Source organism: Klebsiella sp. 141153, assembly GCF_032601995.1.
GTDB classification, from domain to species: domain Bacteria; phylum Pseudomonadota; class Gammaproteobacteria; order Enterobacterales; family Enterobacteriaceae; genus Klebsiella; species Klebsiella aerogenes.
Map to the genome: position 1 here is coordinate 286627 of NZ_JAQIRJ010000005.1, position 22984 is coordinate 309610.

The window sequence follows — 22984 nt, forward strand, 5'->3', positions numbered from 1 at the left end:
AGAGCTTAATCATACGCGTCAGGCGGAAAAGCAGATATCTGAAAGCGGAAAAAAGTCATTTTTACGCACCGTTACGCTTTTCTGTGAAATATTGTCGTTATTCCCACTTTGCTCGCCGCGACTTCGTAGTATAAATACGGTGTATATTCCCCTAATAAACGATGGATGCCTCCGTTGAAACGTAGTTTGCTCATTTTTGCTGCGCTGTGCGCGGCGTCGTGGACCTCAGCCCAGGCGGTTCAGCCGAGCGTTGATCCGGTATTTACTTCTGATGTGGTCGACCGCTTCGCCGAACATATTTATTACGGCAGCGGCGCCACCGGCATGGCGATGGTGGTTATCGACGGCAACCAGCGCGTATTCCGCAGCTTCGGCGAAACCCGTCCGGGTAATAATCAGCATCCACAATTGGATTCCGTTATCCGCATCGCCTCTCTGAGTAAGCTGATGACCAGTGAAATGCTGGTGAAACTGCTCGATCAGGGAGTGGTTAAGCTTGACGATCCGCTGAGTAAATACGCGCCGCTTGGCGCGCGGGTGCCAACCTACCAGGGCGTACCGATTACGCTGGTCAATCTCGCGACCCACACCAGCGCCCTGCCGCGCGAGCAGCCCGGCGGCGCGGCGCATCGCCCGGTATTCGTCTGGCCGACCCGCCAGCAGCGCTGGAACTGGCTGTCGACGGCTACGCTTAAAACCACGCCGGGTTCGCAGGCGGCCTATTCCAACCTGGCCTTCGACCTGCTGGCCGATGCGCTATCGACCGCCGCCGGTAAGCCCTACCCGCAGCTGTTTGAAGAACAAATCACCCGCCCGCTCGGCATGAAGGACACCACCTTCACCCCATCGCCGGATCAGTGTCAGCGCTTGATGGTGGCGGAGAAAGGCGCCAGCCCGTGTAATAACACCCTCGCGGCCATTGGCAGCGGCGGCGTGTATTCGACCCCGGGCGATATGATGCGCTGGATGCAGCAGTTCCTCTCTTCGGATTTCTATACTCGCGGCCAGCAGGCCGATCGCATGCAGACGCTGATTTATCAACGTACCCAGCTCACCCGAGTGATCGGCATGGATGTTCCGGGTAAAGCCGATGCGCTGGGTCTTGGCTGGGTGTACATGAAGCCGAAAAACGGCCATCCGGGCATTATTCAGAAAACCGGCGGCGGCGGCGGATTTATTACCTATATGGCGATGAACCCGCAGGCTAACGTCGGGGTCTTCGTGGTGGTGACCCGTTCCGCGTTGACCCGTTTCAGCGCCATGAGCGACGGCGTCAACGACCTCGTCAGCGCCTTAAGCGGCGTGCAGCCGAATATGGAAACCGCCAGCCAGTAATCGTTGCGGGATGTTTTGCCACTGATTGTTAAGGATCGTTTTGGCGAAACATCCCGCTGTCGTTTGCGGTACACTACCTTCTTTCATTTCACAAAATCAGGCAAACCATGACAGATTTAATCACTCGCCCACGCCGCCTGCGTCAATCCGCCTCGCTGCGCGCCATGTTTGAAGAGACAACACTGAGTTTGAACGACCTGGTGTTGCCGATCTTTGTTGAAGAAGAAATTGACGATTACAAAGCCATCGAAGCGATGCCTGGCGTCATGCGTATTCCGGAAAAACATCTGGCGCGCGAAATTGAGCGCATCGCCAACGCCGGTATTCGTTCAGTGATGACCTTTGGTATTTCCCACCATACCGACGCGACCGGTAGCGATACCTGGAATGAAAACGGTCTGGTGGCGCGCATGACCCGTATCGCCAAACAGGCGGTGCCGGAAATGATCGTCATGTCCGATACCTGCTTCTGCGAATACACCTCGCACGGCCACTGCGGCGTGTTGTGCGAGCACGGCGTCGATAACGATGCGACCCTGGAAAACCTCGGTAAGCAGGCGGTAGTCGCCGCGGCCGCCGGCGCTGATTTCATCGCGCCATCCGCCGCGATGGATGGACAGGTACAGGCGATCCGCCGTTCGCTGGATGCCGCAGGCTTTACCAATACCGCGATTATGTCTTACTCAACCAAATTCGCGTCATCGTTCTACGGCCCGTTCCGCGAAGCCGCCGGTACCGCGCTGAAGGGCGATCGTAAAACTTACCAGATGAGCCCGATGAACCGTCGCGAGGCAATTCGCGAGTCATTGCTTGATGAAGCCCAGGGCGCGGACTGCCTGATGGTGAAACCGGCCGGCGCCTATCTGGATATCCTGCGTGATATCCGCGAGCGCAGCAACCTGCCGCTCGGCGCTTATCAGGTCAGCGGCGAGTACGCGATGATCAAATTTGCCGCGCAGGCTGGCGCAATCGACGAAGAGAAAGTGGTGCTGGAAAGCCTTGGCGCAATTAAACGCGCGGGCGCGGACCTGATTTTCAGCTATTTCGCCCTCGATCTGGCCGAGAAAAAAATCCTGCGTTAAACCTACCCTCTCCCCGGTAGCGCTGACGCTTACCGGGGCTACCTTGTAGCCCGGATGAGGCGTGAGCCGCTATCCGGGAATCAGATTTTGCGTGCTGCTTTCCATCTTCCGTGACGGCTCCTTGGCGAACCTTCTCTTCTCCTTTAACGTCTTAAATCACATTATAAACGCTGGCTACCAGGAGAAGCTGTGGTTGCTTATCGACGCTATTACATCAAGGGGGGAACCTGGTTCTTTACCGTTAATTTGAAGGACCGTAGAAGCATGCTTCTGACTGAAAGAATTGCATTATTTCGCTACTCCGTTTCCGTTGTAAAACAACGTCGCCCTTTTATCATTAATGCCTGGGTGGTATTGCCTGAACATCTCCACTGTATCTGGACACTTCCCAACAATGATGACGATTTTTCTTCCCGCTGGCGCGATATCAAAGGCTGCTTTAGCAGAACATTAAAACGACAACATATCTGGCAACCTCGCTTCTGGGAGCATGCCATACGTGATGAAGAAGATTATCGCCGCCTTGTTGATTACATACATATCAATCCATTAAAACATGGCTGGGTTACGCAGGTTATAGATTGGCCATTTTCAACCTTTCATCGAGATGTCCAACGCGGGCTATATCCTGCAAACTGGGCTGGCGAAAGCTTGGATCTTAGCTGCGGCGAACGCCGATAGCCCCTCCCCGGTGGCGCTGACGCTTACCGGGGCTACAAATCGGCGCCGACCGTAGCCCGGATAAGGCGTTAGCCGCTATCCGGGAATTCTCCCGGTGGCGCTGACGCTATCCGGGAAACCTCGCCTGCTGAGACCGAATCTTCACCGAATTGTAATCTGAACGACATCTGCGCCTTCTACTGTCTGGGCAGGACAGAGGAGGAGTCACTATGTTTAGTCTCGACAACGTTCTCGATGACCTGTGGCCTCAGGCGAGGCCCGCCCCCTGGCAGAAAAAGGTGTTGAAAAAGCTTCTGCATGAAGCAGAGTTCCAGCAATTTGCCGCCCGCCATCGTCACCTGAAAGGACTGGATACGGTCGAACAGGTCCTCGAACATCTCAATATCCGCTGCGCTATCCCGGCGCATGACCTTGAACAAATCCCCGAACATGGCCCGCTGGTGATTATCGCCAACCATCCGACCGGGACGCTCGATGGGCTCGCCCTGCTTTATGCGGTCTCCCGCGTGCGGCGCGATGTCAAAGTCGTCACTAACCGTATGCTGACCCATCTTGAACCGCTGAGCTCGCTGTTTATTCCGGTGGATAATATCAACGGACGTACCGCCAAAGCGGCGCTGCAGCAGATGGACCAGCAGCTTCTGCAGGGCGGTGTGCTGATCTTCTTCCCTGCGGGGGAAGTCTCGCGCCTGACCCGCCGCGGCATCCGTGATAAAAAATGGCATCCCGGCTTCATCAAGCTGGCGACGAAATACCGCGCGCCGCTGCTGCCGGCCTGGATCCGCGCCCACAACAGCCCGCTGTTCTACGCCTGCGCCCTGCTCTCCGAGAATCTGCCGCTGCTGCTGTTAATGCAGCAGATGTTTCGCCGCCGCGATAGCAGCTTGCCGTTGCGCATTGGCCAGCAAATCGCGTGGTCATCGTGGCATCAGCCGCAGCTTTCCGTCCGCGAACTGGCGGACCGGTGCTACCGCCACGTCGAGCGCCTCGGTAAAGGACACCCCGGCCTGTTTAAAAGCGAAAGCGCGATCGCCCGCCCGGAAGACCGCGCGCTGCTCAAACGCGAGCTGGCAAAAACCGAATGTTTAGGCAAAACCACGGACGGTAAACTGATTTATCTGTGGCAACGCAACGGCCAGGAAGAGGCACCGCTGCTACGCGAACTGGGCCGTCTGCGGGAGATAGCCTTCCGGGCGGTCGGCGAAGGCAGCGGCAAACGCCGCGATATCGATAGCTACGATGATGACTACCTGCACCTGATTTTATGGGATGAAGAGGATCTGGAGATCGTCGGCGCCTATCGTTTTATGCCTACCGCCATGCAACTGGAGAAACGGGGAGTGGAGGGCATCTACAGCTACAGCCTGTTCCACTACGACGCGCGGATGGACGATATTCTGCAGCACGGGATTGAACTGGGGCGCAGCTTCATTCAGCCGCGCTACTGGGGACGCCGCGGGCTGGATTATCTCTGGTCAGGCATCGGCGCCTGGCTGGCGCGAAACCCGCACTATCGCTATCTTTTTGGCCCGGTCTCGATTTCCGGCGGACTGCCGCCCGATGCCCGCGATTTGCTGGTCGCCTTCTACCGCTTATGGTTTCCGGCGACGCATCCGCTGGCCAAATCGCGCCGCCCCTACCCAGCTTCGCTACCCGACGTGCTGGCGCAGTTTGGCGGCGAGGATTACACCGAAGACCTGACGCGGCTGAAGTCGCTGCTCGGCAACCTCGGCTGCGCCATCCCGCCGCTGTATAAACAGTACTCGGAAGTGTGCGAGCCGGGCGGCGTGCAGTTTATCGATTTCGGCAGCGATCCGGACTTTAATCACTGCGTCGATGGGCTGGTACTGGTGGATTTAACCTACCTCAAAGCCAACCGCTACCAGCGCTACATCGGCGCGCATCTCTAGCCGTTTATCCCGCCCGGTAGAACGGCTTATCGCCAAGAATTGTCGCGCGGTGCATGATGCGCCGCTGCGGCAGATAGTCGGCGTTAGCGTAATGCTGCGTCACCCGGTTATCCCAAATCGCCACGTCGTTCGGCTGCCAGCGCCAGCGCATCTGGAATTCCGGTTTAGTGACGTGAGCAAACAGGAAATTCAGCAGCGCCTCGCTCTCTTTCTCGCTGACATCCACAATGCGGGTGGTAAACCCTTCATTGACGAACAGCGCCTGCTTACCGGTTACCGGATGGGTACGTACCACCGGGTGCAACAGCGGCGGGTTCTTCGCCACCGCCTCGCGCCAGCGCTGATGCTCCGCTTCCGTCTTGTTGTACTTATACTCCTGGAACGATTTGCGGAAATCGTGCTCCGCGCGTAAACCGCTCAACAGTTGGCGGAACGGTTCGGAGAGCGCTTCCCACGCGGCAATACCGCTGGTCCATAGGGTATCGCCGCCGGTAGAAGGTAACTCCTTCGCCGCCAGAATCGCCCCCGCCGGCGGTGTGTCGATAAAGGTCACGTCGGTATGCCAGTTATCGTTGTCCGGCGGATTATCGTTATGGGTATCCAGTACGATAATTTCATCCACGCCCGGCGCATGCGGATAGACCGGATGGATATGTAAATCGCCGAACCGTAACGCCAGATCGCGCTGCTGTTGCGGGGTGATATTTTGCTCGCGCAGGAACACCACCTGATGGCGCAGCACCGCGTGGTATAGCTGCTCAAACTGATTGTCGCTTAACGGACGGGTCAAATCGGCTCCGGCCACCTGCGCGCCAATATACGGCCCCAACGGGGTAATGCTCAGACGTTCACTCATTGTACTTCTCCATGCCAGGGCGTCAGGCGGCGCTGCAACGCGCGCAGTCCCAGTTCCAGAACAAATGCGATTATCGCAATCACCGCGATCCCGGCTAACACCACATCGGTCGCCAGGAATTCACCGGCGGATTGCACCATAAAACCTAAGCCGCGAGTGGCGGCAATCAGCTCCGCCGCCACCAGCGTCGACCAACCGACGCCAAGGCCAATGCGCAGGCCGGTAAGAATTTCCGGCAGCGCGCCCGGCAGGATCACCAGCCACAGCACCTGAGCGCGACTGGCCCCTAAAGACTGCGCGGCGCGAATACGGACCTGCTGCGCGCTTTTAACCCCCGCCAGCGTCGACATCACTACCGGGGCGAAAATAGCCAGATAGATCAGTAAGATTTTCGGCGTTTCGCCAATACCGAACCAGATGATCACCAGCGGCAGCCACGCCAGCGGCGGTACCGGACGATACAGTTCGATCAGCGGGTCGAGGATCCCGCGTACCGTTGGACTCAATCCCATGGCGATCCCCACCGGCACGCCAACGATCGCCGCCAGTACCAGCGCGATGGCGATACGCGTCAGGCTCGCCGCCAGATGCTGCCACAGGGTCGCGTCCATAAAGCCTTGCGGCCCGGCAATGGTCAGTAGCTTCTGCAATACCTGCCACGGCGAGGGTAAAAACAGCGGGCTAATCAGCTGCAGCGCGGTCACCGCCCACCAGATAGCCAGCAACACCGCCAGCGTCGCTACGCTAAGGGTCAACTGCCGTGAGAGCGGCCAGCGCCACTTCAGCGCGCGCTGGCGCGGTTTATCATTGAGGACCACGCTCATGAGAAAGCCTCCCGTTGTTCGAACACCCGGCTAAGCACATATTCGCGCTGGGCGATAAATTGCGGATCCGATTTAATGCTGCGGCAGGATTCACCGGCGACAAAACGGCGGCCGAACTCCAGCGGCAGGCGTTCCTGCACCCGCCCCGGCCCCGGCGACAGCAGCACCAGCTCGCTGGCCATAAATACCGCTTCTTCGATATCGTGGGTAATCAACAGCACCTGCTTGCCGGTTTCATGCCACAGGCGCAGCAGCAGAGTTTGCATCTGCTCGCGAGTAAAGGCATCCAGCGCGCCGAAGGGCTCATCCAGCAGCAAAAGCTGCGGATCCGCCGCCAGCGCGCGCGCAATACCGACACGCTGACGCTGGCCGCCGGAAAGCTGCCAGATAAAGCGTTTTTCCGCCCCCTGCAGGCCGACTTTTTTTAACATCTGCGCGGCGATTTCCCGGCGTTGGGTCTTTTCAACCCCCGCCAGCTGTAATCCCAGCGCGACGTTATCCAGCACGTTGCGCCACGGCAACAGGCCTTCATTTTGAAACACCACGCCGCGATCGGCGCCCGGCCCGTCGATGCGACGGCCTTCGAGAGTGATGCTGCCGTGCTGGTAAGGCACGAATCCGGCAATCAGGTTCAGCAGCGTGGTTTTGCCGCAGCCGGAAGGGCCCAGCACCACCAGCAGTTCGCCGCTGTCCAACGTCAGGTTGATATCCGCCAGCGCCGGTTTACCGCCATAATCAGCGGAGAGGTGCGAGATTTGCAGCATCGGAGCCTCCTTTTATTTCACGAAACGGTCGGTAACGAACTGGCTATAATCGGTTCCTGCGGCCGGCACTTTGCCCTGCTCTTTGAGGAATTTCGCGGTATCGATAATCGCCTGGTTCACCGGGCCGTTAAGCTCCTGCGCCTGCTGGGCGGCGGTAAGATAGGTATTGCCTTTGACTAACACCGGCACATCCGCCTCCGGCACGCCGCTCAGTCGCGACAGCTTGCTGAGATTTTCCGGCTGCTTCAGCCACGCCTCCGGGTTGGCGATATAGGGCTGCTGCGCGTCGATGGCGCTTTTAGCGAAAGCTTTCACGATTTCCGGATGCTGCTCGGCAAAGTCTTTACGCACAACCCATACATCCAGCGTCGGCGCGCCCCATTGCCCCACCTGCGCAGAGTCGGTCAGCACCTTGCCCTCTTTTTCCAGTTCGTTAACGGCTGGCGCCCACACGTAAGCGCCATCGATATCGCCGCGCTGCCAGGCAGCGATAATCGCCGGCGGCTGCAGGTTGATAATCTGCACCTGGCCCGGTTTGATTCCCCAATGTTTCAGCGCGGAAAGCAGGCTGTAGTGGGTGGTCGAAATAAACGGTACCGCAATGCGTTTGCCAATCAGATCTTCCGGCTTAGTGATATCTTTCTTCACCACCAGCGCTTCGGAATTACCGAGCTTTGAGGCCAGCAGGAACACTTCAATCGGTACCTGCTGAGTGGCGGCCACCGCCAGCGGGCTGGAACCGAGGTTGCCGATTTGTACATCGCCTGAGGCCAGCGCGCGTACGATGCTGGAGCCGCTGTCGAATTTACGCCAGTCAACGGTGGCGCCGCTGGCTTTGGCGAAGGTGTTGTCCGCCTGGGCGACTTTCGCCGGTTCAGCGGAGGTTTGATAGGCGACGGTGACGTTAACCGCCTGCGCCTGGAAGGCAGCGAAAGCCAGCGCCGCCAGAAGAGTAATTCGCGATGTGAATGCCATAGTGTCTGCTTCCCCTTAGTTGTTATGGGTGCAGTATTTCCGGCATCAGCGTGGAGATGAAGTAATTAAAAATTCTGCCTAATAGCGAATCGTTTTTAGAAGAAAAGCGGGATTAGATAGTTAAAAACAGGGATTAAAGAAATGGGTTCCCCCGGCTCACGGTACTGGTAGCCCGGATCAGGCGCGGAGCGCCGCCATCCGGGGGAAAGAAATACAGGTGTTAGCGGCCCGCCGCCAGCGCGGCGATATCCTGCGGCGTGGTGCGACAGCAGCCGCCAATCAGCCTGGCGCCAGCCGCCAGCCACTGCGGCAAATAGGCCGCGAGCGTCGCGCAGGCTTCGCCGTGATGATGCCAGGTCTTGGTCAGCGCATCATAGTGCTCGCCGGAGTTAGGATAGACCACCAGCGGCAGCGACGTCAGGCTGTGCAGATGCTGCAGCGCGGCGGTGGTATTTTCCAGCGCGATACAGTTAATCCCCAGCGCCAGCACCTGCGGATTATCGGCCAATACCGCAACAACCTCGCGCAGCGGCGTACCGTCGCTGAGATGTTCGGCGTCGCGCAGGGTCAACGAGAACCAGGCGCGGGCGCGCGGGTAGTCACGCAGCAGCGCCACCAGCGCCGTGATTTCGGCAAACGACGGCAATGTTTCACAGGCCAGCAGATCCGCCCCGGCATCCAGCAGCGCTTCGACGCGCGGACGGTGGAATGCCTGAAACGCCTCCGCGCTGCGCTGATAATCGCCGCGATACTCAGAGCCATCCGCCAGATACGCGCCATACGGCCCGACCGACCCGGCCACCAGCAGCGTTCCCGCCTGCGGGTTTTCCGCCAGATACGCCTCGCGGGCTTTACGCGCCAGCTCGACGCTTTTACCTATCAACGCCTTCGACTGCGCCTCATCCAGTCCGCGGGCGGCAAAGCCTGCCGGTGTTGCCTGATAGCTGGCGGTGATCGCCACCTGTGCGCCAGCGCGGAAATAGTCGAGATGCACATCGCGGATCAGCTGCGGGTTCTCCAGCAGTACCTTCGCCGACCATAAACTATCGGCCAGATTGCAGCCGCGCGCTTCCAGTTCCGTCGCCATCGCGCCATCCAGCAGCACGAACGGTTGCGTTTCAAGGATGGCGGTTAGCGGATTATTCTGCGGCATGTTGCGGCTCCTGAGTTAATTTCCGTGTACGAGTCAGATAGTAAGCACCATAACATAGCGCGACGAACGGGATCCCGCACCACAGCGCAATACGCTGGCTTGGGTCAAAGGCCAGCCCCACGCAGGCCACCAGGCAAAGTACAAAACCCAGCGCCGGCACCAGCGGATACCACGGCGCGCGATAGTGCAGCTCGCTTAACGCTTTGCCCTGTTGCAGATGGCGGCGGCGGAAGACAAAATGCGATGCGCAGATGCTCAGCCATACCGCGACCACCGCAAAACCGGAAATCGCCGACAGCGCAACAAACACCGTATCCGGCGCGACTACGCTGGAAAACAGCGCCAGCACGCCACCCAGCATGCTCACCGTCAGCGCGGTTAGCGGCACGCCGCGTTTATTCACTTTGGCAAAGCAGGCTGGCAACGTCTTCTCATTTGATAGCGACCACAGCATCCGTCCGGAGGCATACAGGCCCGAGTTGGCCGCCGACAAAATCGCGGTCAGGATCACGAAGTTAAAAATATCCGCCGCGTAAGGAATACCGACCTTTTCAAACACCAGTACGAACGGGCTTTTTTCCACCCCCGCCTGCTGCATCGGGATTAGCGCGGCGAGCACGAAAACGGTACCGATAAAGAAAATAATCAGCCGGGCAATAGTGGTGCGGATCGCGACCGGTATCACCTGATGCGGGTTTTGCGTCTCACCGGCGGCAATACCGATAAGTTCGGTGCCCGAGAAAGCGAAGTTCACCGCCACCATGGTCATCAGGATCGGCAAGCCGCCATGAGGGAACCAGCCTTCGGCGGTGATGTTATGCAGCCCTGGCGCCGGTGAACCGTCGGTCAGCGGAATAAAGCCGAAGATGGCCGCGCCGCCGAGAATAATAAAAGCAATGATGGTGATCACTTTGACCAGCGAGAACCAAAATTCGCCTTCGGCAAAGAAGCGGGTAGAGATAACATTCAGGGCGAAAATCACCGCGCAGAAAATCACGCACCAGACCCACACCGGCACCTGCGGGAACCAGTACTGCATACAGAAGCCGGCGGCGGTAAAGCTCGAGCCGAGCGCCACGGTCCAGGTCAGCCAGTAGAGCCACGCCACGGTATAGCCGGTCGCCGGGCCGAGATAACGCGCGGCATACACGTGAAAGGCGCCGGTTTCCGGCATCGCCACCGACAGTTCGCCAAGACACTGCATCACCAGCCAGACCACTAGCGCGCCGATCAGATACGCCAGCAGCGTGCCCGCCGCGCCGGTGGTCGAGATAATATAGCCGGTATTGAAGAATAACCCTGTGCCAATGACGCCGCCCAGCGAGAGCATAATCAGGTGGCGCGTTTTCATGGTGCGCTTAAGTTGCCCACCTTGTTGTTGTGATGTTGTTTGCATATTGCCTTCTTTATGTATGGACGTCTAAACATCCAAATGAAGGTCATTTATACCGTGACGGTGGGGAAATTGCAAAACGGAGAAGGGAAAAAAACAGGGAGAACAGGAGTAGGAGCCAGGGTTTAAAGCTGCTTGGGCTGCGGAGCCTCTCCTTTTTACCGCAACCGCAAGCAGCCTTCTGCTACACAGAGCACACCTCGTTCCAGTAGGCTTCGCGCGTCCAGCGCCGCTCAGTATGTTTTGTCATGGCGAAACCACCGGGTTTCCACGTTGCCGAGATCCACGCCATACAGGCTGGCGACCGGCAAGATCGCCTCCATCATCCGTTGACCATCTTGCTGCCCGGCTTCTCCGTTAGATAAAAAAGCCAGCCAGCCGGTAATCCGTTGCCACAGCGCTACTTTCATTTCTCCTCCATCGGTCGGGTTTGCGTTGTTGTTATTTCAACCACAATCGCCGACGGGCGGGAAATATCAATTCCGAATTTGTAATCCTGGAAGATGCATATTCGCCGCTGCGCTTCGGTGACTAACCCCTTCCTGTAAAAGCGATTTGGTTAACAGCAATATCCCCATTTTTATTAAGAGATTTTGGTTATAGATAAGAATTTTTTCTTCTTTGCCGGACGAGGCGCTTTTGTGGGAGCGTGATAAACACAAAACAAAACAGGGATTCAGGGGAATGATGATGCATAAAACTTATACCAAAATCGCTTTTGCGCTGGGCGCGCTGCTGCTGACCGCCCAGGTTCACGCCGACCAGTTAGCCGATATCAAAGCCGCCGGGGTGGTGAAGGTCGCCACCTTCGACGCTAACCCGCCGTTTGGTTCCGTGGATGCCAAAACCCATCAACTGGTGGGTTACGACGTCGATTTCGCGCAGGCGCTGGCGAAATCTCTTGGCGTCAAGCTTGAGCTGGTGGCCACTAACCCGGCTAACCGTATTCCGCTGCTGCAGTCCGGTAAGGCCGACCTGATCGTCGCCGATATCACCATTACCCCGGAGCGCGCGCAGGTAATTGATTTCTCAACGCCCTACTTTGTAACCGGCCAGCAGTTCCTGGTTCCGGCTAAGTCGCCGGATAAACTGGATGACTACAGTAAAGCGCGCATCGGCGCGGTAAAAGGCACCACCGGCGAACAGGCGCTGCACCAGCGTTTCCCGCAGTCGCGGGTGCTCTCCTATGACGATATTCCATTGGCGCTGACCGCTCTGCGAAACGGCAACGTGCAGGCGATTACCCAGGACAGCACCATTCTCGCCGGGCTGCTGGCGGGCGCGCCGGATAAAGCCAACTTTAAAATTCTGCCGGACCTGCTGAGCAAAGAAGAGATTGGCGTCGGTGTGAAAAAAGGCGAGCCGGCGCTGCTGAAAGCGGTAAACGACGAGCTGGTTAAGCTGGAAAAATCCGGCCAGGCGGCGAAAATCTACGACACCTGGTTTGGCCCTGGCACCGCCTCTCCGCAGCCGCGCGCCTTTACCATAGAAGCGAAATAACCCAGATGTTTTCCGCCTTATTTTCACGATCCGCGGCTTCGGCCGCGGATTTCTCGCATCTGCAGCAGGCCAGTATTACCTTTCGCGACGTGGTTAAACGCTACGGCGATCATCAGGTACTTAACGGCGTTAATTTAACGGTCAATCCCGGCGAAGTGGTGGCGATCCTCGGGCCATCAGGATCGGGTAAATCAACGCTGATCCGCCTGATCAACCAGCTTGAATCGCTAAGCGGCGGCGAGATCCTCATCGATGGCAAACCGACCCGCCGCCTGACCGGCAGCGCGCTGCGCCAATTGCGCAGCCGGGTCGGCTTCGTTTTTCAGCAGTTCAATCTCTACGCTCACCTGACGGCGCAGGAGAATATTACCCTCGCGCTGGAGCGCGTGCACGGCTGGCAACACGATGCCGCCCAAAAGCGGGCGCTGGAATTACTCACCCAGGTCGGCCTCACGGATAAAGCGCGGCAGATGCCCGCTCAGCTCTCCGGCGGCCAGCAGCAGCGCGTCGCCATCGCCCGCGCCCTTGCCTCCTCGCCGCAAATCATCCTGTTCGATGAACCGACCTCGGCGCTGGATCCGGAGATGATCGGCGAAGTGCTGCAGGTGATGAAAGCCCTGGCCCACAGCGGTATCACCATGGTGGTGGTCACTCACGAGATGCAGTTTGCCCGCGAAATCGCCGATCGGGTGGTGTTTATCGACGGTGGCGAAATCCTCGAAACCGCGCCGCCGGCGGAATTTTTCGCCCGCCCGCAGCATGCGCGTACCCGCCGTTTTCTGCAGAAGGTGCTCGACCCGCTACATCAGGAGAGCGTTGAGTGATGGCGATTCTCGACTGGCATGGCGTGCTCAGCGGGCAGCCGCTGCAGTGGATAATCTCCGGTTTTCTCACTACCGTCTGGGTCAGCGTGGCCGGGATACTGCTGGCCACCGCGCTGGCGGTGCTGCTGCTGGCGCTGCGTCTCGGCGGCGGACGCCCCGGCCGCTGGCTGGTGGCGGCGTGGGTATCGCTGTTTCGCAATACGCCGCTATTGGTCCAACTGCTGTTCTGGTACTTCGCCGCCTGGAACCTGCTGCCGCTGGCGGCGCGCGATTTTATCAACGACTCCCATAGCTGGTCGATTCTACCGGGCGACGTCTGGTGGCTGACGCCGGAATTTCTCTGCTCAATGTGGGGGCTCGGCGTATTTACCTCGGCATTTCTGGTGGAAGAGATTGCCGCCGGGTTGCGCGCCGTGAGCCACGGCCAGCGCGAAGCGGCGCTGTCGCAGGGATTTAGCCCGTGGGGGGAATTACGTTTTATTCTGCTGCCGCAGGGGCTGGCCAACGCCTGGCAGCCGATTGTCGGCCAGTACCTGAACCTGATGAAACTCTCTTCGCTGGCCAGCGGTATTGGCTTCGCCGAGCTCACCTACCAGGTACGGCAAATCGAGAGCTATAACGCCCATGCGCTGGAGGCCTTTGCTGTCGGCACCGCACTATATCTTGCGCTGGGGATCGTTATGGGACTGGCGCTGACGCGCTTCGGTCCAGAATATCGTCAGCCACGGAGCGCACAACATGAACGCTAACCTCGCGGTGATCGCCGACAACCTTGATTATCTGCTGTGGGGACGGCTGGCGGAAGGCCAACCCGGCGGCGTGGCGCTCACTTTACTGATGGCCATCGGCGCGACCGCGCTGGCGCTACCGGGCGGTATTCTGCTGGCCTGCGCCGCCTGGCGCTACGGCGGAGCGGTCCGTCGTCTGCTATTCCTGTGGGCGGAAATTATTCGCGGTATCCCGCTGATCTTCGTTATTTTCTGGCTATGGTATCTGCTGCCGATGCTGACCGGCGGCGATCTGCCGGGCGCGGTGACGGTCACGCTGGCGCTGGCGTGGTTCACCGCCGCCTCGGTGATGCACTCGGTGCTGGCGGGGCTGCGCGCCCTGCCCGGCGGCCAGTATGAAGCGGCGCTGACGCAGGGATTCGCCCCCGGCCAGACGCTACGCTTAATCCTGCTGCCGCAGGCGCTGCGCAACGTCCAGCCGTCGCTGGTCGGCATTTTTATCGGCCTGCTGAAAGACACCTCGCTGGCGTTTATCGTCAACGTGCCTGAACTCACCACCGTCGCCGGGCAGGTCAATAACCGGGTGCAAATCTACCCGCTGGCGATATTCGTCTTTACCGGCGCGGTTTACTATTTACTGTGCTGCGCCCTCAGCCAGCTGGCGAGCCGCCGTTTTACCAGGCGTAGCGCTGACAGGCGCTTCGCAGCCGATTGAGAAACAGCCGGGCATTGGCGGTGAGCGCCGATTTTTGCGACCATACCGCGCAATACTGCGCCGCCGGGAGCGTGGATACCGGCAGCGTGACCAGCTTATCGCCAAGCTGCAGCGGCTGGCTCATGGCGCGCGCGACGATGGTCAGATAATCGGATTCCAGTACCATCTGCAAGCCGACAATCACCGAGTCGGTGCGTAGCGGGGTAATCGACACCTGGCGATAAAAATGAATCAGCTCGTTTTGTAGCTGCTGATAGTAGCCCATCGGTGACTCCGGCAGCAGCCAGCGGGCTTTACGCAGCGCCAGCAGATCGCTTTCGTGCGCCAGCGGATGCCCCTTGCGCGCGATAACGCAGAACGGCGCGGTAAACAGCGGTTCCAGCATCACCCCTTCCGGCGGATGCATCGGGTCGACCGATCCGATAGCCAGGTCAATCTCTCCGCTGCGGACGCCCGGCAGCAGCGACGAAAGCTGCCCCTCTTTCACCGTCATCTGTACCTGCGGCAGCGCCTGCTTAAATCCTTCGGCCACCTGCGGAAACACCGTCAGGGCAATCAGCGACGAAAAGCCGACCGTCAGCCGACCGTGGGTGACATGGTTTATCTGTTCCACCTCGTCCGCCGCGCGCCGCAACTCCTCCAGCACCCACTCCGCGCGCTGTAAGAAAGCGATTCCCGCTTCGGTCAGGGCGACGCCTTCTTTGCTGCGCAGAAAAAGTTGCGTGCCGAGGATTTGCTCCAGCTCACGTAATGTCCGGCTCAGCGCTGGCTGCGATTGCCCCAGTTCACGCGCCGCTGAGCGGATGCTGCCGCTACGCGCCACCTGCCGTAGCGCCTGCAGCTGGTTCAATTTGGGAAGATATTTCACCGCTCACCCCTATCAGAAAAAAGCATCACCTATAGAAAAATTATATCTTCCCGCCGCGCGGGTAAAGCCTGAGGATGCAGTGGGGGGATTTCCCACGACAACACATGCAACCATGAGACACCGGGCGGAAAAAAATGAAAAGTCAGTCTCAGATGATCTTCTTACTGTTTATCGGCTACGTGGTCGTTTATATCGACAAAACCGTCACCGGCTTCGCGCTGCTGCCTATCGAAAAGGAGTTCGGGCTTAACGCCGAGCAGTTGGGCTACATTACCGGCATCTTTTTTCTCGCCTATTCGCTGTTTCAGGTTCCGGCGGGCTGGCTTAACGATCGCATTGGCTACAAAACCATGCTGGTGCTGTCGCTGGCGGCGCTGGGGATCTTCGCGCTGTGCTTCGGCCTGCTGGGAGCGAGCTTCGGCCTGCTGCTGCTGTTCCGCTTTCTGTCGGGCGTCGGCCACTCCGGCTATCCCTGCTCCTGCGCCAAAGCGGTGGTAAGCAACTTCACTCTTGAACAACGTACCTTCGCCCAATCAATATTGCTGTCGTCAGCGGGACTGGCGATGACCATTGGGCCGATTATCGCTGTTAACGCGCTGGCGCTGCTCGGCTGGCATCTGTCGTTCACCGTACTGGGGATCGTTGCCTGCGCTATCGCCCTACTGATCGCCCTGCGCGTGCCGCGCCGACAGCCGACGGCGGTGGTCGCGAAACAGAGCGCCGCTGGCGCCGCCCTGTGGCGTAACCCCACGGTTATCCTGCTCTTTCTGGCTATCTTTTGCGTCAATATTCCCAGCTATGGCCTGATGGCCTGGCTGCCGAAGTTTTTTGTTCAGAGTATGGGAATGTCGCTTTCTGCATCCGGCTACGTGGTGGCCGCGGGGGGGCTGGGGATCTGGATCTCATCGCTCGGTACCGGCTGGCTGGTGGGCAAATATTTTCTTAATCGCGAACCGCTGGTGATTGCCATCAGCGCGCTAATCAGCGCCGTGGCGATCTTCGCCATCTTCCACGCCCGGACGCCGCTTATCGCCAGCCTGCTGCTGTTTATCGGCGAAATTTTCCTGATGTCGACCTTCGTCACCGCCTTTACCCTGCCGATGAAGCGCCTGCCGGAAAATATGATGGGCTCGGCCATCGGTCTGATTAATACCGGTGGTACCCTCGGCGGCTTTGTCTCGCCGATCGTCATTGGCTATCTGGTGGAGAAAACCCACGGTTACGCCAGCGCTTTCCTGTTTCTTTCACTGGCGATGGTTTGCTCCGCGCTGGCGGTGCTGCCGCTCATGAAACGTAAAACCGTCGTCAGTCAGCCCGTTATTGATTGAAGGAGTCACTGATGCAACACGCCACTGAACAATTCATTTCCGCCGCGGCCGAGGAAGCGCTGCGCTGGCGTCGGCATATCCACGCCCATCCGGATCTGTCGTTTAACGAGAAGCCGACCGCCGATTATATCGCCCGCGAGCTGGCGCCGTTTGCCGGTCTAGAGATAAGCCGCCCGCTGGAAAATAGCGTGATTGCCGTACTGCGCGGCGCGCATCCTGGGCCAATGTGGGCGCTGCGCGCCGATATCGATGCCCTGCCGCTACAGGAAGAGAGCGGTGAAGCATTCTGCTCAACGAAGCCCGGCGTAATGCACGCCTGCGGTCACGACGCGCATACCGCGATGCTGATGGGGGCGGCGAAAGTCTTGTGCCAGCTTCGCGAACAGCTGCACGGCAGCATTAAATTCATCTTCCAGCCTGCGGAAGAGGTGCCGCCGGGCGGCGCACGTGAGCTGGTTGAACTGGGCGTGGTTGACGACGTCGAACATATTTTCGGCCTGCATGTTTTCCCCACCAGCCCGGTTGGCGTGATAACCCTGAAAGAGGGTGTGTACGTCGCCTCCAGCGATAACTTTGATATCACCATTCGCGGCAAAGGCGGCCACGGTTCGATGCCACAGCACTGTATCGATCCGGTGACCATCGGCGCGGAAGTGGTCGGCGCGCTGCAGCAGATCGTCGCCCGCAATATCGATCCGGGCAACGCGCCGGTGCTGACTATCGCCACTTTTCAGGCCGGCGATAGCTATAACGTGATCCCCGACAGCGCGCGGCTGGCCGGGACGCTGCGTACCCATAGCCAGCAGGTACGCGAGGCGGTACCGCCGCTGATGGCACGGATTATCGACGGCATCACCGCCGCCCACGGCGCCAGCTACGAGATTAAATGGCAGCAGGGCTATGCGGTGGGCAACAACCACGACGCCACCAATCATATCGCCCGCGAAGCCATAGCCCGCCACTTCCCGGCAGGCACGCTACAGCTGCAGGATAAGGCGCTATTCGGCAGCGAGGATTTCTCCTCCTATCAGGAAAAAGTACCGGGCACCTTTCTGTTTATCGGCTGCGGCAATGCGCAAAAAGGGGCGACGTGGAACGTGCACAACCCGCATTTTCGCATCGACGAAGATGCGCTGGCGGTCGGCATTAAGACCCATATCGCGCTGGTGAGTCAGTTGCTGAACGAGGAATAATTCAGGCGATTGCCCGGCTATTTCACCGGGCAGTCATTGCTGATTTTAATAAATTTCTCGTTATAGATGATGTAGTGGTTGCCGGGCTTACGCAGCGACGGCTGGCGAACGACATCGCCGGGGCGCAGATACCAGGCGTCACCTTCCTCTTCCGTGGTGTCGCATCCCGGTTTGATCAGCAGCTTAAACCAGGTATTGCCGGTATTACTGACGCTCCCCGCCGCTTTATCGAACGCCCATTTAAACTGAACCTGCCGCGGGCGTACCACCAGAATGGTATCCATCACCACCACCGGCTCCATGCTGATCTGCCCGCCTGCCGGGGCGCGCATCACCAGGTTGCGGGTGGGAATTTCACGAAACGAGACCCGATAGTAGCGTTCGCGGTTATCCTTCGGCCCGTGATAATAGAACTTGAAATATTCGCTTTCGCCCGCCTGCAGCGTCAGCTGGCGCGGGGCGAACAGCAGTTCGCCGTCCGCCGGGCGGGCACGAACCTCATGGCCGCCGGGCCGGTCGATACCCACCACCGACACCCGATACAGCCGCGCGCTTTTATTGTTGTTGATAACCCTTTTCGCCGCAAACTCAGCGTCAGAGGCCAGCGAAAAGGTCAGATTACCGACAGAAATCGCCTGCGCCAGCGGCGCGGCCAGCAGCCACAGGCTCGCCAGCGTCAGCTTAATTAATGTTACGCCACGTCGCCTGGACATGAATCTCTCCTGAAGCGCTGACCTCGCCAAACCAGCCGTTGTCGGTGATGGTGCGCAGCGAGATAGGATCGTCCATAGCAATCGAGAAGCGCACCGTTGTTTTATCCATCTGCCCCACATCGCCGGAAATATCAGTCCACGGCGTGGTAAGCCATAGCGCATCGGTCATGTCGTGCCAGCTATCGTCGCAGCCGGCGTCGTAACTTTTCGTCGCCCCGCTTTGGGTAATGAAAGAGAGCGACGCCGGAAACGGCACCTGCGCGGTACCGTCCGCCGAGCTAAACAGGCAATACGAGCGCCCGCTAATCGCCTGTGACGGGCCGGTCACTTTAATCAACACCTCATCGGCGGCGGTTTTGCCGCTGGTGGTGACGATGTAGCCGAAATCCAGCGCCGGTTCGCCGCTGCCGACGTAACCCTCACGCGTAGGCGCCGAGGTGTACTCATCGGAGATAATGCTGATGCTGAAATCACGCGGTTTGATAATCAGGCTATTGGATGTCGAGAATTCATACCAGCCGGATTCCGGCGAAGTGGTGTTATAAAAACGGAAGTTAAACAGATCTTTGGTGTTAATGTCGCTAATGCCCAACGCCACCATCTGCTTGAAAAAGTTACTGGAGAAAAAGACATAGATAGAATCAGAGCTCTTCATCTCGTTAAAAGTGTAATACTGCAGAATGCCGTTGACTGGTTTCCATGAGTTACCATCAAGACTGAACTGCATATCGTAGTTACCTACCGCCGATGCCAACGCAGAGTTACTGATAGCCGGGAAAATGTGAATCGAGCTGTTGCTTAATCCATTAGTTTGCAGCGTATAGTTAACCATTTTGCAGCTTAAACCGGAGCGAGAACCAATCGTTTGTGTACGGCAATCGGCATTGCCTTCACCCAGCGTGGGCACGCCGTCGCTGTTGATAAACACTTCCGCCAGTGAGTGGGTGTTTATCAGGCGTAAGTGCCCCGCTTTGGTATGGGTTACGTCGCGGATATACCAGGTACCTGACGCCTGATCTTTACAACGCTCGCCTTTGCTCGCATCGTAAGCGACCGATGTCTGGCAGGAATTAATCGTCATCGTAAAACTACCGCCGATCGGCATCTGCTGCAGGTATTGATAAAAGGCATCGGACATCATCCCATGACGCCATTTCGTCCCGCTCCCCGTTGAGACGCCGTAAAATCCATTAGCATCGGTTGACTGGGGTAAAATCAGGCTGGTTGCCAGATCGCATCCCGAGTACCAGTTAATACACCGTAAACCCAGTAAAGGGTGAGAGACCGGCGCATTATCCAGCCACATATCAAACCGGTAATTAGCGGAGATCCCATGGTTGTGACCATCATCGATATAACCCAGACTGACCTGACGGTACGCGGTATCGCCAGAACCGGTTGATTTTAATCCGGTCCAGCGGTTTGAGCCGGTCAGACGGGGATCCAACGCGCCGCCAGGGGTGACAAAGAAGTTGTCATCAGAGTTGTTCTCGACAAAGACAAATTCGCGCGCCGGAGCAGCGGCTTCAGAATATTTTGTCACCGCCGCCTTAGCGTTCATCGCCAGCGGCGCAATCGTCAGCGTCGCCAAAGCGAGTAGCCACTTAGCTTTCATTACCTTCTCCTGTCTGCTGCACCGCCGCCCATGAAGAGAGACCGCTGCATACCACGTCCCCTACCCACACCGCGCCGCGCGCCTGGCTGAGCTCCAGCGCCACTTCACAGGTTTTATTTCCGCCGTAGCTAAAATCGATGGTGGGATATTTTTTATCGACATCCATGACAAATTCACCGTTCTCATCGGTACGGGTGCGTCCGATATGGTTATTAATGCGCGCGTTCGCCAACAGCGTGCCGTCTTCGGCGCGGATGCGCCCGGAGACGGTGACCATCTGCTTCACTTCCGGCTCGATCACCGCCACGTTACCGGGATAAAGCGTCAGGTGGCTCTTACGGCCGCTGACAATGTCGTAGCTGTCGATCGAGTTCTTACTGTTCTGCAGTTCGACTTCATAGCGGCTGTACGGCGACAGCGGCAGGTAGTTGCGTTTACCGCTGAGCTGCACGATGCGCCCGTTAACCTTAGCGCTGAGCTTGCCGTCGTCTTCCAGCCCGGTATTGAAGATCACTCCGGCGTTGCCGTCGGTTCGCCCGCTGGCGGCGATGTTTTTCCCCTGCCAGCCGACGCTGCCGCTGGCGGTCAGGTTGGTGTTCACGTAGCCGTCGGCGCCGCTGTTAACGTTCAGTGTGCCGTTGGTGTAGCGCGTTTCGAACTGCGTATAAGCGCCGCCGCTTAAGGTTTTGTCGTCGCCGGTATCGCCGGAAATCGCCCGCGAAATATTGGCGCCGACGGTTCGAATCGCCCCTTCATTAAACTGCTTACGCGCCGAAATGTTGGCCATGGTATAGCCGTTCTGATGGGTCATCCCGGCGCTGAACCAGTTGCCCAGCGGCAATGATAAATCGAGGGCGATATATTTCCCGGTGTTGGCGTTGCTATCGCCGTTGTTATAGCGCTGTAAGCCCGCGCGCAGGCCTAGCGAGCCAAAAGAGCCGCTATAAATCGTCTGGTAATAATCCGCCGTGTAGTAATGGCTGTTGTAACGGCGGTCATCGTTGTAGCTGATGCTGAAAGTGCCTAGTTTTGACCATAGGGCGTTCAGGTTCAGCGTGCCGCCGATCGCCCGGTTATCAGCATCGCTGCGGCGCAGCTTATCGCCGATAACGGTCTTTTCCTGGTTAATCCACAGCGAGCTAAAGCCGCCGGGCAAGGTGGCGCTAACGCTGCCGATACTGCTCCAGGAACTGTCGCTGGCCAGCATGTTTTGCAGGTTGATATTCACCGCCTCGGTTAGCGGCAGCGTAATGCGCGTTTCGCCGACGGCGTTGCTATCGTAGCCGTAGCCGGTGGCCGCCCAACTGAGCGTACTCAACGATCCGGAAGCCGACGCCCCCGCCAGCCAGCTCTCTTTCGCCGGCTGCGTCTTTTTACCGCTTTCCGACCAGCGGTCCATATGGAAACTGCCGCCCCAAATTTGCCAGGCCAGCGGCGCGCCCGCGCCGCGTCCGCGAGTAAACAGCTTGTTGACGCGTTGGGTGCGTTTGCTGACCACTCTTCCGTTGACGATAACTTCGACGTCAACGTCGTAAATACCGTACGGCAGGCCTCGGGTATCAACTTCATGATTACCCATGACGAAGTTCTGCACGCTTAACAGGCGCCCGTCGCGCATCAGGTGGACCTCGCCTGCCGCCGGTAAGAATGCCACCACCGGCGTCGCCGACTGGCTGTTGTCAAATACCGTAGAGCTGGCCTGGTTGCCCCACGACGCGCCGTAGATTTTACCGGCCGAAATCGCGGTCATCGGCCCCAGCGATTGTAAGTTCCAGGTATCCAGCATCCCGCCGGCAAAACGGTGCCCGGCGAAGTCGCGCTCGTACATCGCTTTATACAGTTCATTGTCCTGGTGGCTGGTGCCGATACCGTACAGCGAGCCGTCGAGCACCACGTGATGCTCGCGCAGCGCGCTAACGCTATTGAGTGACAGATAGCTGGAGGTATTGCTGCCGCCGCTACGCATCTGGTTGTTGTAGACCCCGAGGTTATAGGTGAGGTTATTACTGAAAGTTTTAACGCTCGACTGGCCAATATCCTCGCTGCGCGACCGCAGCACGGTTCCCAGCGCCTCACGTTTCACCACCAGTTGCAGCAGCAGCTGGCGCAGACTAAGTTGCAGCTGCGCGGCATCGGTTAAGGGGATCTTCAGCGCGTCGTTGAAAGCCTCATTGGATAAACGGCTGAGCTGTTGACGCGTCTCGTCGCTGACGCGAGCGTTGTCATCGCCCTCTTCAAGGGTGATTTGCCGGACCCGCAGCACATCGCCATCAAGCCAGATATACGCGGCGCCGATACGCTGATCGTTTTGATTATCGCGGCTGCCTTCAAGATGAATAAACAGAGGAATGCTCATGCCGTCCTGCAAAGCCTGGCTGAAAGCCTGCGGGATAATCACGCCGCCGATTTGCTGCACGCGCTCGGCGGCCATGCTGTCGCTATAAGGCGCCAGCAAAAGAACCATGCCGGAGGCAAGTAGCGCGTTCAGTCCAGGGGTGATCCGTCGTAAAGGCATAGTCTTAATCCA

General features: G+C 58.4%; 21 protein-coding genes. 10 read left to right on the forward strand and 11 right to left on the reverse strand.

Features of this window, described 5'->3' with window-relative positions:
• The first annotated feature begins 174 nt into the window (after positions 1-174).
• From ampH to PGS10_RS12590, 4 genes are all read left to right on the forward strand, one after another.
• The gene (gene ampH / locus PGS10_RS12575) at positions 175-1335 is read left to right on the forward strand and encodes a D-alanyl-D-alanine-carboxypeptidase/endopeptidase AmpH (protein ID WP_316423050.1); all 1161 of its coding nucleotides are present in this window, start codon (positions 175-177) and stop codon (positions 1333-1335) included.
• 107 nt (positions 1336-1442) lie between these two features.
• Positions 1443-2417 (forward strand): porphobilinogen synthase, encoded by a 975-nt coding sequence (hemB, locus tag PGS10_RS12580; protein ID WP_015368036.1) that lies wholly within the window; start codon positions 1443-1445, stop codon positions 2415-2417.
• Between the two features lie 189 nt (positions 2418-2606).
• Complete coding sequence (locus PGS10_RS12585; protein ID WP_316423051.1) at positions 2607-3098, forward strand: REP-associated tyrosine transposase; 492 nt, start codon at positions 2607-2609, stop codon at positions 3096-3098.
• Between the two features lie 209 nt (positions 3099-3307).
• On the forward strand, positions 3308-5008 hold the full coding sequence (locus PGS10_RS12590; protein WP_316423052.1) for a lysophospholipid acyltransferase family protein: 1701 nt from the start codon (positions 3308-3310) through the stop codon (positions 5006-5008).
• Positions 5009-5012: 4 nt separating this feature from the next.
• Here PGS10_RS12590 and tauD read toward each other — a convergent pair whose 3' ends face one another.
• From tauD to PGS10_RS12625, 7 genes are all read right to left on the reverse strand, one after another.
• Positions 5013-5864: a taurine dioxygenase gene (gene tauD, locus PGS10_RS12595; RefSeq protein ID WP_316423053.1), complete on the reverse strand. Its 852-nt coding sequence runs from the start codon at positions 5862-5864 to the stop codon at positions 5013-5015.
• Positions 5861-6688 (reverse strand): taurine ABC transporter permease TauC, encoded by an 828-nt coding sequence (tauC, locus tag PGS10_RS12600; RefSeq protein WP_045390998.1) that lies wholly within the window; start codon positions 6686-6688, stop codon positions 5861-5863. Before tauC ends, tauD begins: the two co-directional genes overlap by 4 nt.
• On the reverse strand, positions 6685-7452 hold the full coding sequence (gene tauB, locus PGS10_RS12605) for a taurine ABC transporter ATP-binding subunit (RefSeq protein WP_045380937.1): 768 nt from the start codon (positions 7450-7452) through the stop codon (positions 6685-6687). The genes tauC and tauB overlap by 4 nt, the downstream gene beginning before the upstream one ends.
• A 12-nt stretch (positions 7453-7464) precedes the next feature.
• Positions 7465-8427: a taurine ABC transporter substrate-binding protein gene (gene tauA, locus PGS10_RS12610; RefSeq protein WP_015368105.1), complete on the reverse strand. Its 963-nt coding sequence runs from the start codon at positions 8425-8427 to the stop codon at positions 7465-7467.
• Between the two features lie 220 nt (positions 8428-8647).
• A complete protein-coding gene (gene mmuM, locus PGS10_RS12615; protein WP_141238300.1) occupies positions 8648-9580 on the reverse strand; it encodes a homocysteine S-methyltransferase in 933 nt (310 codons plus the stop codon).
• Positions 9567-10976 carry an S-methylmethionine permease gene (mmuP, locus tag PGS10_RS12620; RefSeq protein ID WP_047045994.1) on the reverse strand — a complete coding sequence of 470 codons (1410 nt, stop codon included), beginning with the start codon at positions 10974-10976 and terminating at the stop codon, positions 9567-9569. Before mmuP ends, mmuM begins: the two co-directional genes overlap by 14 nt.
• A 230-nt stretch (positions 10977-11206) precedes the next feature.
• Entirely contained in the window at positions 11207-11383 is a 177-nt protein-coding gene (locus PGS10_RS12625) for a hypothetical protein (RefSeq protein WP_015368101.1), read from the reverse strand.
• A 280-nt stretch (positions 11384-11663) separates the two neighbouring features.
• Between PGS10_RS12625 and PGS10_RS12630 the strand changes: the two genes are divergently transcribed.
• The 4 genes from PGS10_RS12630 to PGS10_RS12645 are packed head-to-tail and all read left to right on the forward strand — an operon-like array spanning position 11664 to position 14740.
• Entirely contained in the window at positions 11664-12473 is an 810-nt protein-coding gene (locus PGS10_RS12630; RefSeq protein ID WP_396280114.1) for an ABC transporter substrate-binding protein, read from the forward strand.
• Between the two features lie 5 nt (positions 12474-12478).
• A complete protein-coding gene (locus tag PGS10_RS12635) occupies positions 12479-13297 on the forward strand; it encodes an amino acid ABC transporter ATP-binding protein (protein WP_032707519.1) in 819 nt (272 codons plus the stop codon).
• The gene (locus tag PGS10_RS12640; protein ID WP_316423054.1) at positions 13294-14046 is read left to right on the forward strand and encodes an amino acid ABC transporter permease; all 753 of its coding nucleotides are present in this window, start codon (positions 13294-13296) and stop codon (positions 14044-14046) included. Before PGS10_RS12635 ends, PGS10_RS12640 begins: the two co-directional genes overlap by 4 nt.
• Positions 14036-14740, forward strand: coding sequence for an amino acid ABC transporter permease (locus tag PGS10_RS12645; protein WP_289578276.1), 705 nt, complete (start codon positions 14036-14038; stop codon positions 14738-14740). Before PGS10_RS12640 ends, PGS10_RS12645 begins: the two co-directional genes overlap by 11 nt.
• Here the strand turns inward: PGS10_RS12645 and PGS10_RS12650 are convergent.
• Positions 14700-15608, reverse strand: a complete 909-nt coding sequence (locus tag PGS10_RS12650) for a LysR substrate-binding domain-containing protein (RefSeq protein WP_045391015.1) — start codon at positions 15606-15608, stop codon at positions 14700-14702. The genes PGS10_RS12645 and PGS10_RS12650 overlap by 41 nt on opposite strands.
• Before the next feature lie 134 nt (positions 15609-15742).
• Between PGS10_RS12650 and PGS10_RS12655 the strand changes: the two genes are divergently transcribed.
• Together PGS10_RS12655 and PGS10_RS12660 are read left to right on the forward strand one after the other, a co-directional pair.
• On the forward strand, positions 15743-16936 hold the full coding sequence (locus PGS10_RS12655) for an MFS transporter (RefSeq protein ID WP_045391018.1): 1194 nt from the start codon (positions 15743-15745) through the stop codon (positions 16934-16936).
• 11 nt (positions 16937-16947) lie between these two features.
• Positions 16948-18129, forward strand: coding sequence for an amidohydrolase (locus PGS10_RS12660; protein ID WP_316423055.1), 1182 nt, complete (start codon positions 16948-16950; stop codon positions 18127-18129).
• Positions 18130-18146: 17 nt separating this feature from the next.
• On the opposite strand, the gene PGS10_RS12665 is transcribed toward PGS10_RS12660, so the two are convergent.
• From PGS10_RS12665 to PGS10_RS12675, 3 genes are read right to left on the reverse strand one after another with little or no spacing between them, the layout of a single operon-like run.
• A complete protein-coding gene (locus tag PGS10_RS12665; RefSeq protein ID WP_015704522.1) occupies positions 18147-18842 on the reverse strand; it encodes a fimbria/pilus periplasmic chaperone in 696 nt (231 codons plus the stop codon).
• Positions 18811-20403 (reverse strand): fimbrial adhesin EcpD, encoded by a 1593-nt coding sequence (ecpD, locus tag PGS10_RS12670; protein WP_227505038.1) that lies wholly within the window; start codon positions 20401-20403, stop codon positions 18811-18813. The genes PGS10_RS12665 and ecpD overlap by 32 nt, the downstream gene beginning before the upstream one ends.
• 43 nt (positions 20404-20446) lie before the next feature.
• On the reverse strand, positions 20447-22972 hold the full coding sequence (locus PGS10_RS12675; protein WP_047046010.1) for a fimbrial biogenesis outer membrane usher protein: 2526 nt from the start codon (positions 22970-22972) through the stop codon (positions 20447-20449).
• Positions 22973-22984: the final 12 nt, after the last annotated feature.

Bases quoted from the DNA above. Each gene is read 5' to 3' on its own strand.
- hemB (WP_015368036.1), top strand. From the start codon at position 1,443: ATGACAGATTTAATCACTCGCCCACGCCGCCTGCGTCAATCCGCCTCG.
- PGS10_RS12590 (WP_316423052.1), top strand. From the start codon at position 3,308: ATGTTTAGTCTCGACAACGTTCTCGATGACCTGTGGCCTCAGGCGAGG.
- PGS10_RS12625 (WP_015368101.1), bottom strand. From the start codon at position 11,383: ATGAAAGTAGCGCTGTGGCAACGGATTACCGGCTGGCTGGCTTTTTTA.
- PGS10_RS12645 (WP_289578276.1), top strand. From the start codon at position 14,036: ATGAACGCTAACCTCGCGGTGATCGCCGACAACCTTGATTATCTGCTG.
- mmuM (WP_141238300.1), bottom strand. From the start codon at position 9,580: ATGCCGCAGAATAATCCGCTAACCGCCATCCTTGAAACGCAACCGTTC.
- tauD (WP_316423053.1), bottom strand. From the start codon at position 5,864: ATGAGTGAACGTCTGAGCATTACCCCGTTGGGGCCGTATATTGGCGCG.
- PGS10_RS12660 (WP_316423055.1), top strand. From the start codon at position 16,948: ATGCAACACGCCACTGAACAATTCATTTCCGCCGCGGCCGAGGAAGCG.
- tauA (WP_015368105.1), bottom strand. From the start codon at position 8,427: ATGGCATTCACATCGCGAATTACTCTTCTGGCGGCGCTGGCTTTCGCT.
- PGS10_RS12630 (WP_396280114.1), top strand. From the start codon at position 11,664: ATGCATAAAACTTATACCAAAATCGCTTTTGCGCTGGGCGCGCTGCTG.
- PGS10_RS12655 (WP_045391018.1), top strand. From the start codon at position 15,743: ATGAAAAGTCAGTCTCAGATGATCTTCTTACTGTTTATCGGCTACGTG.
- PGS10_RS12675 (WP_047046010.1), bottom strand. From the start codon at position 22,972: ATGCCTTTACGACGGATCACCCCTGGACTGAACGCGCTACTTGCCTCC.
- tauC (WP_045390998.1), bottom strand. From the start codon at position 6,688: ATGAGCGTGGTCCTCAATGATAAACCGCGCCAGCGCGCGCTGAAGTGG.
- PGS10_RS12665 (WP_015704522.1), bottom strand. From the start codon at position 18,842: ATGTCCAGGCGACGTGGCGTAACATTAATTAAGCTGACGCTGGCGAGC.
- PGS10_RS12635 (WP_032707519.1), top strand. From the start codon at position 12,479: ATGTTTTCCGCCTTATTTTCACGATCCGCGGCTTCGGCCGCGGATTTC.
- ecpD (WP_227505038.1), bottom strand. From the start codon at position 20,403: ATGAACGCTAAGGCGGCGGTGACAAAATATTCTGAAGCCGCTGCTCCG.
- tauB (WP_045380937.1), bottom strand. From the start codon at position 7,452: ATGCTGCAAATCTCGCACCTCTCCGCTGATTATGGCGGTAAACCGGCG.
- mmuP (WP_047045994.1), bottom strand. From the start codon at position 10,976: ATGCAAACAACATCACAACAACAAGGTGGGCAACTTAAGCGCACCATG.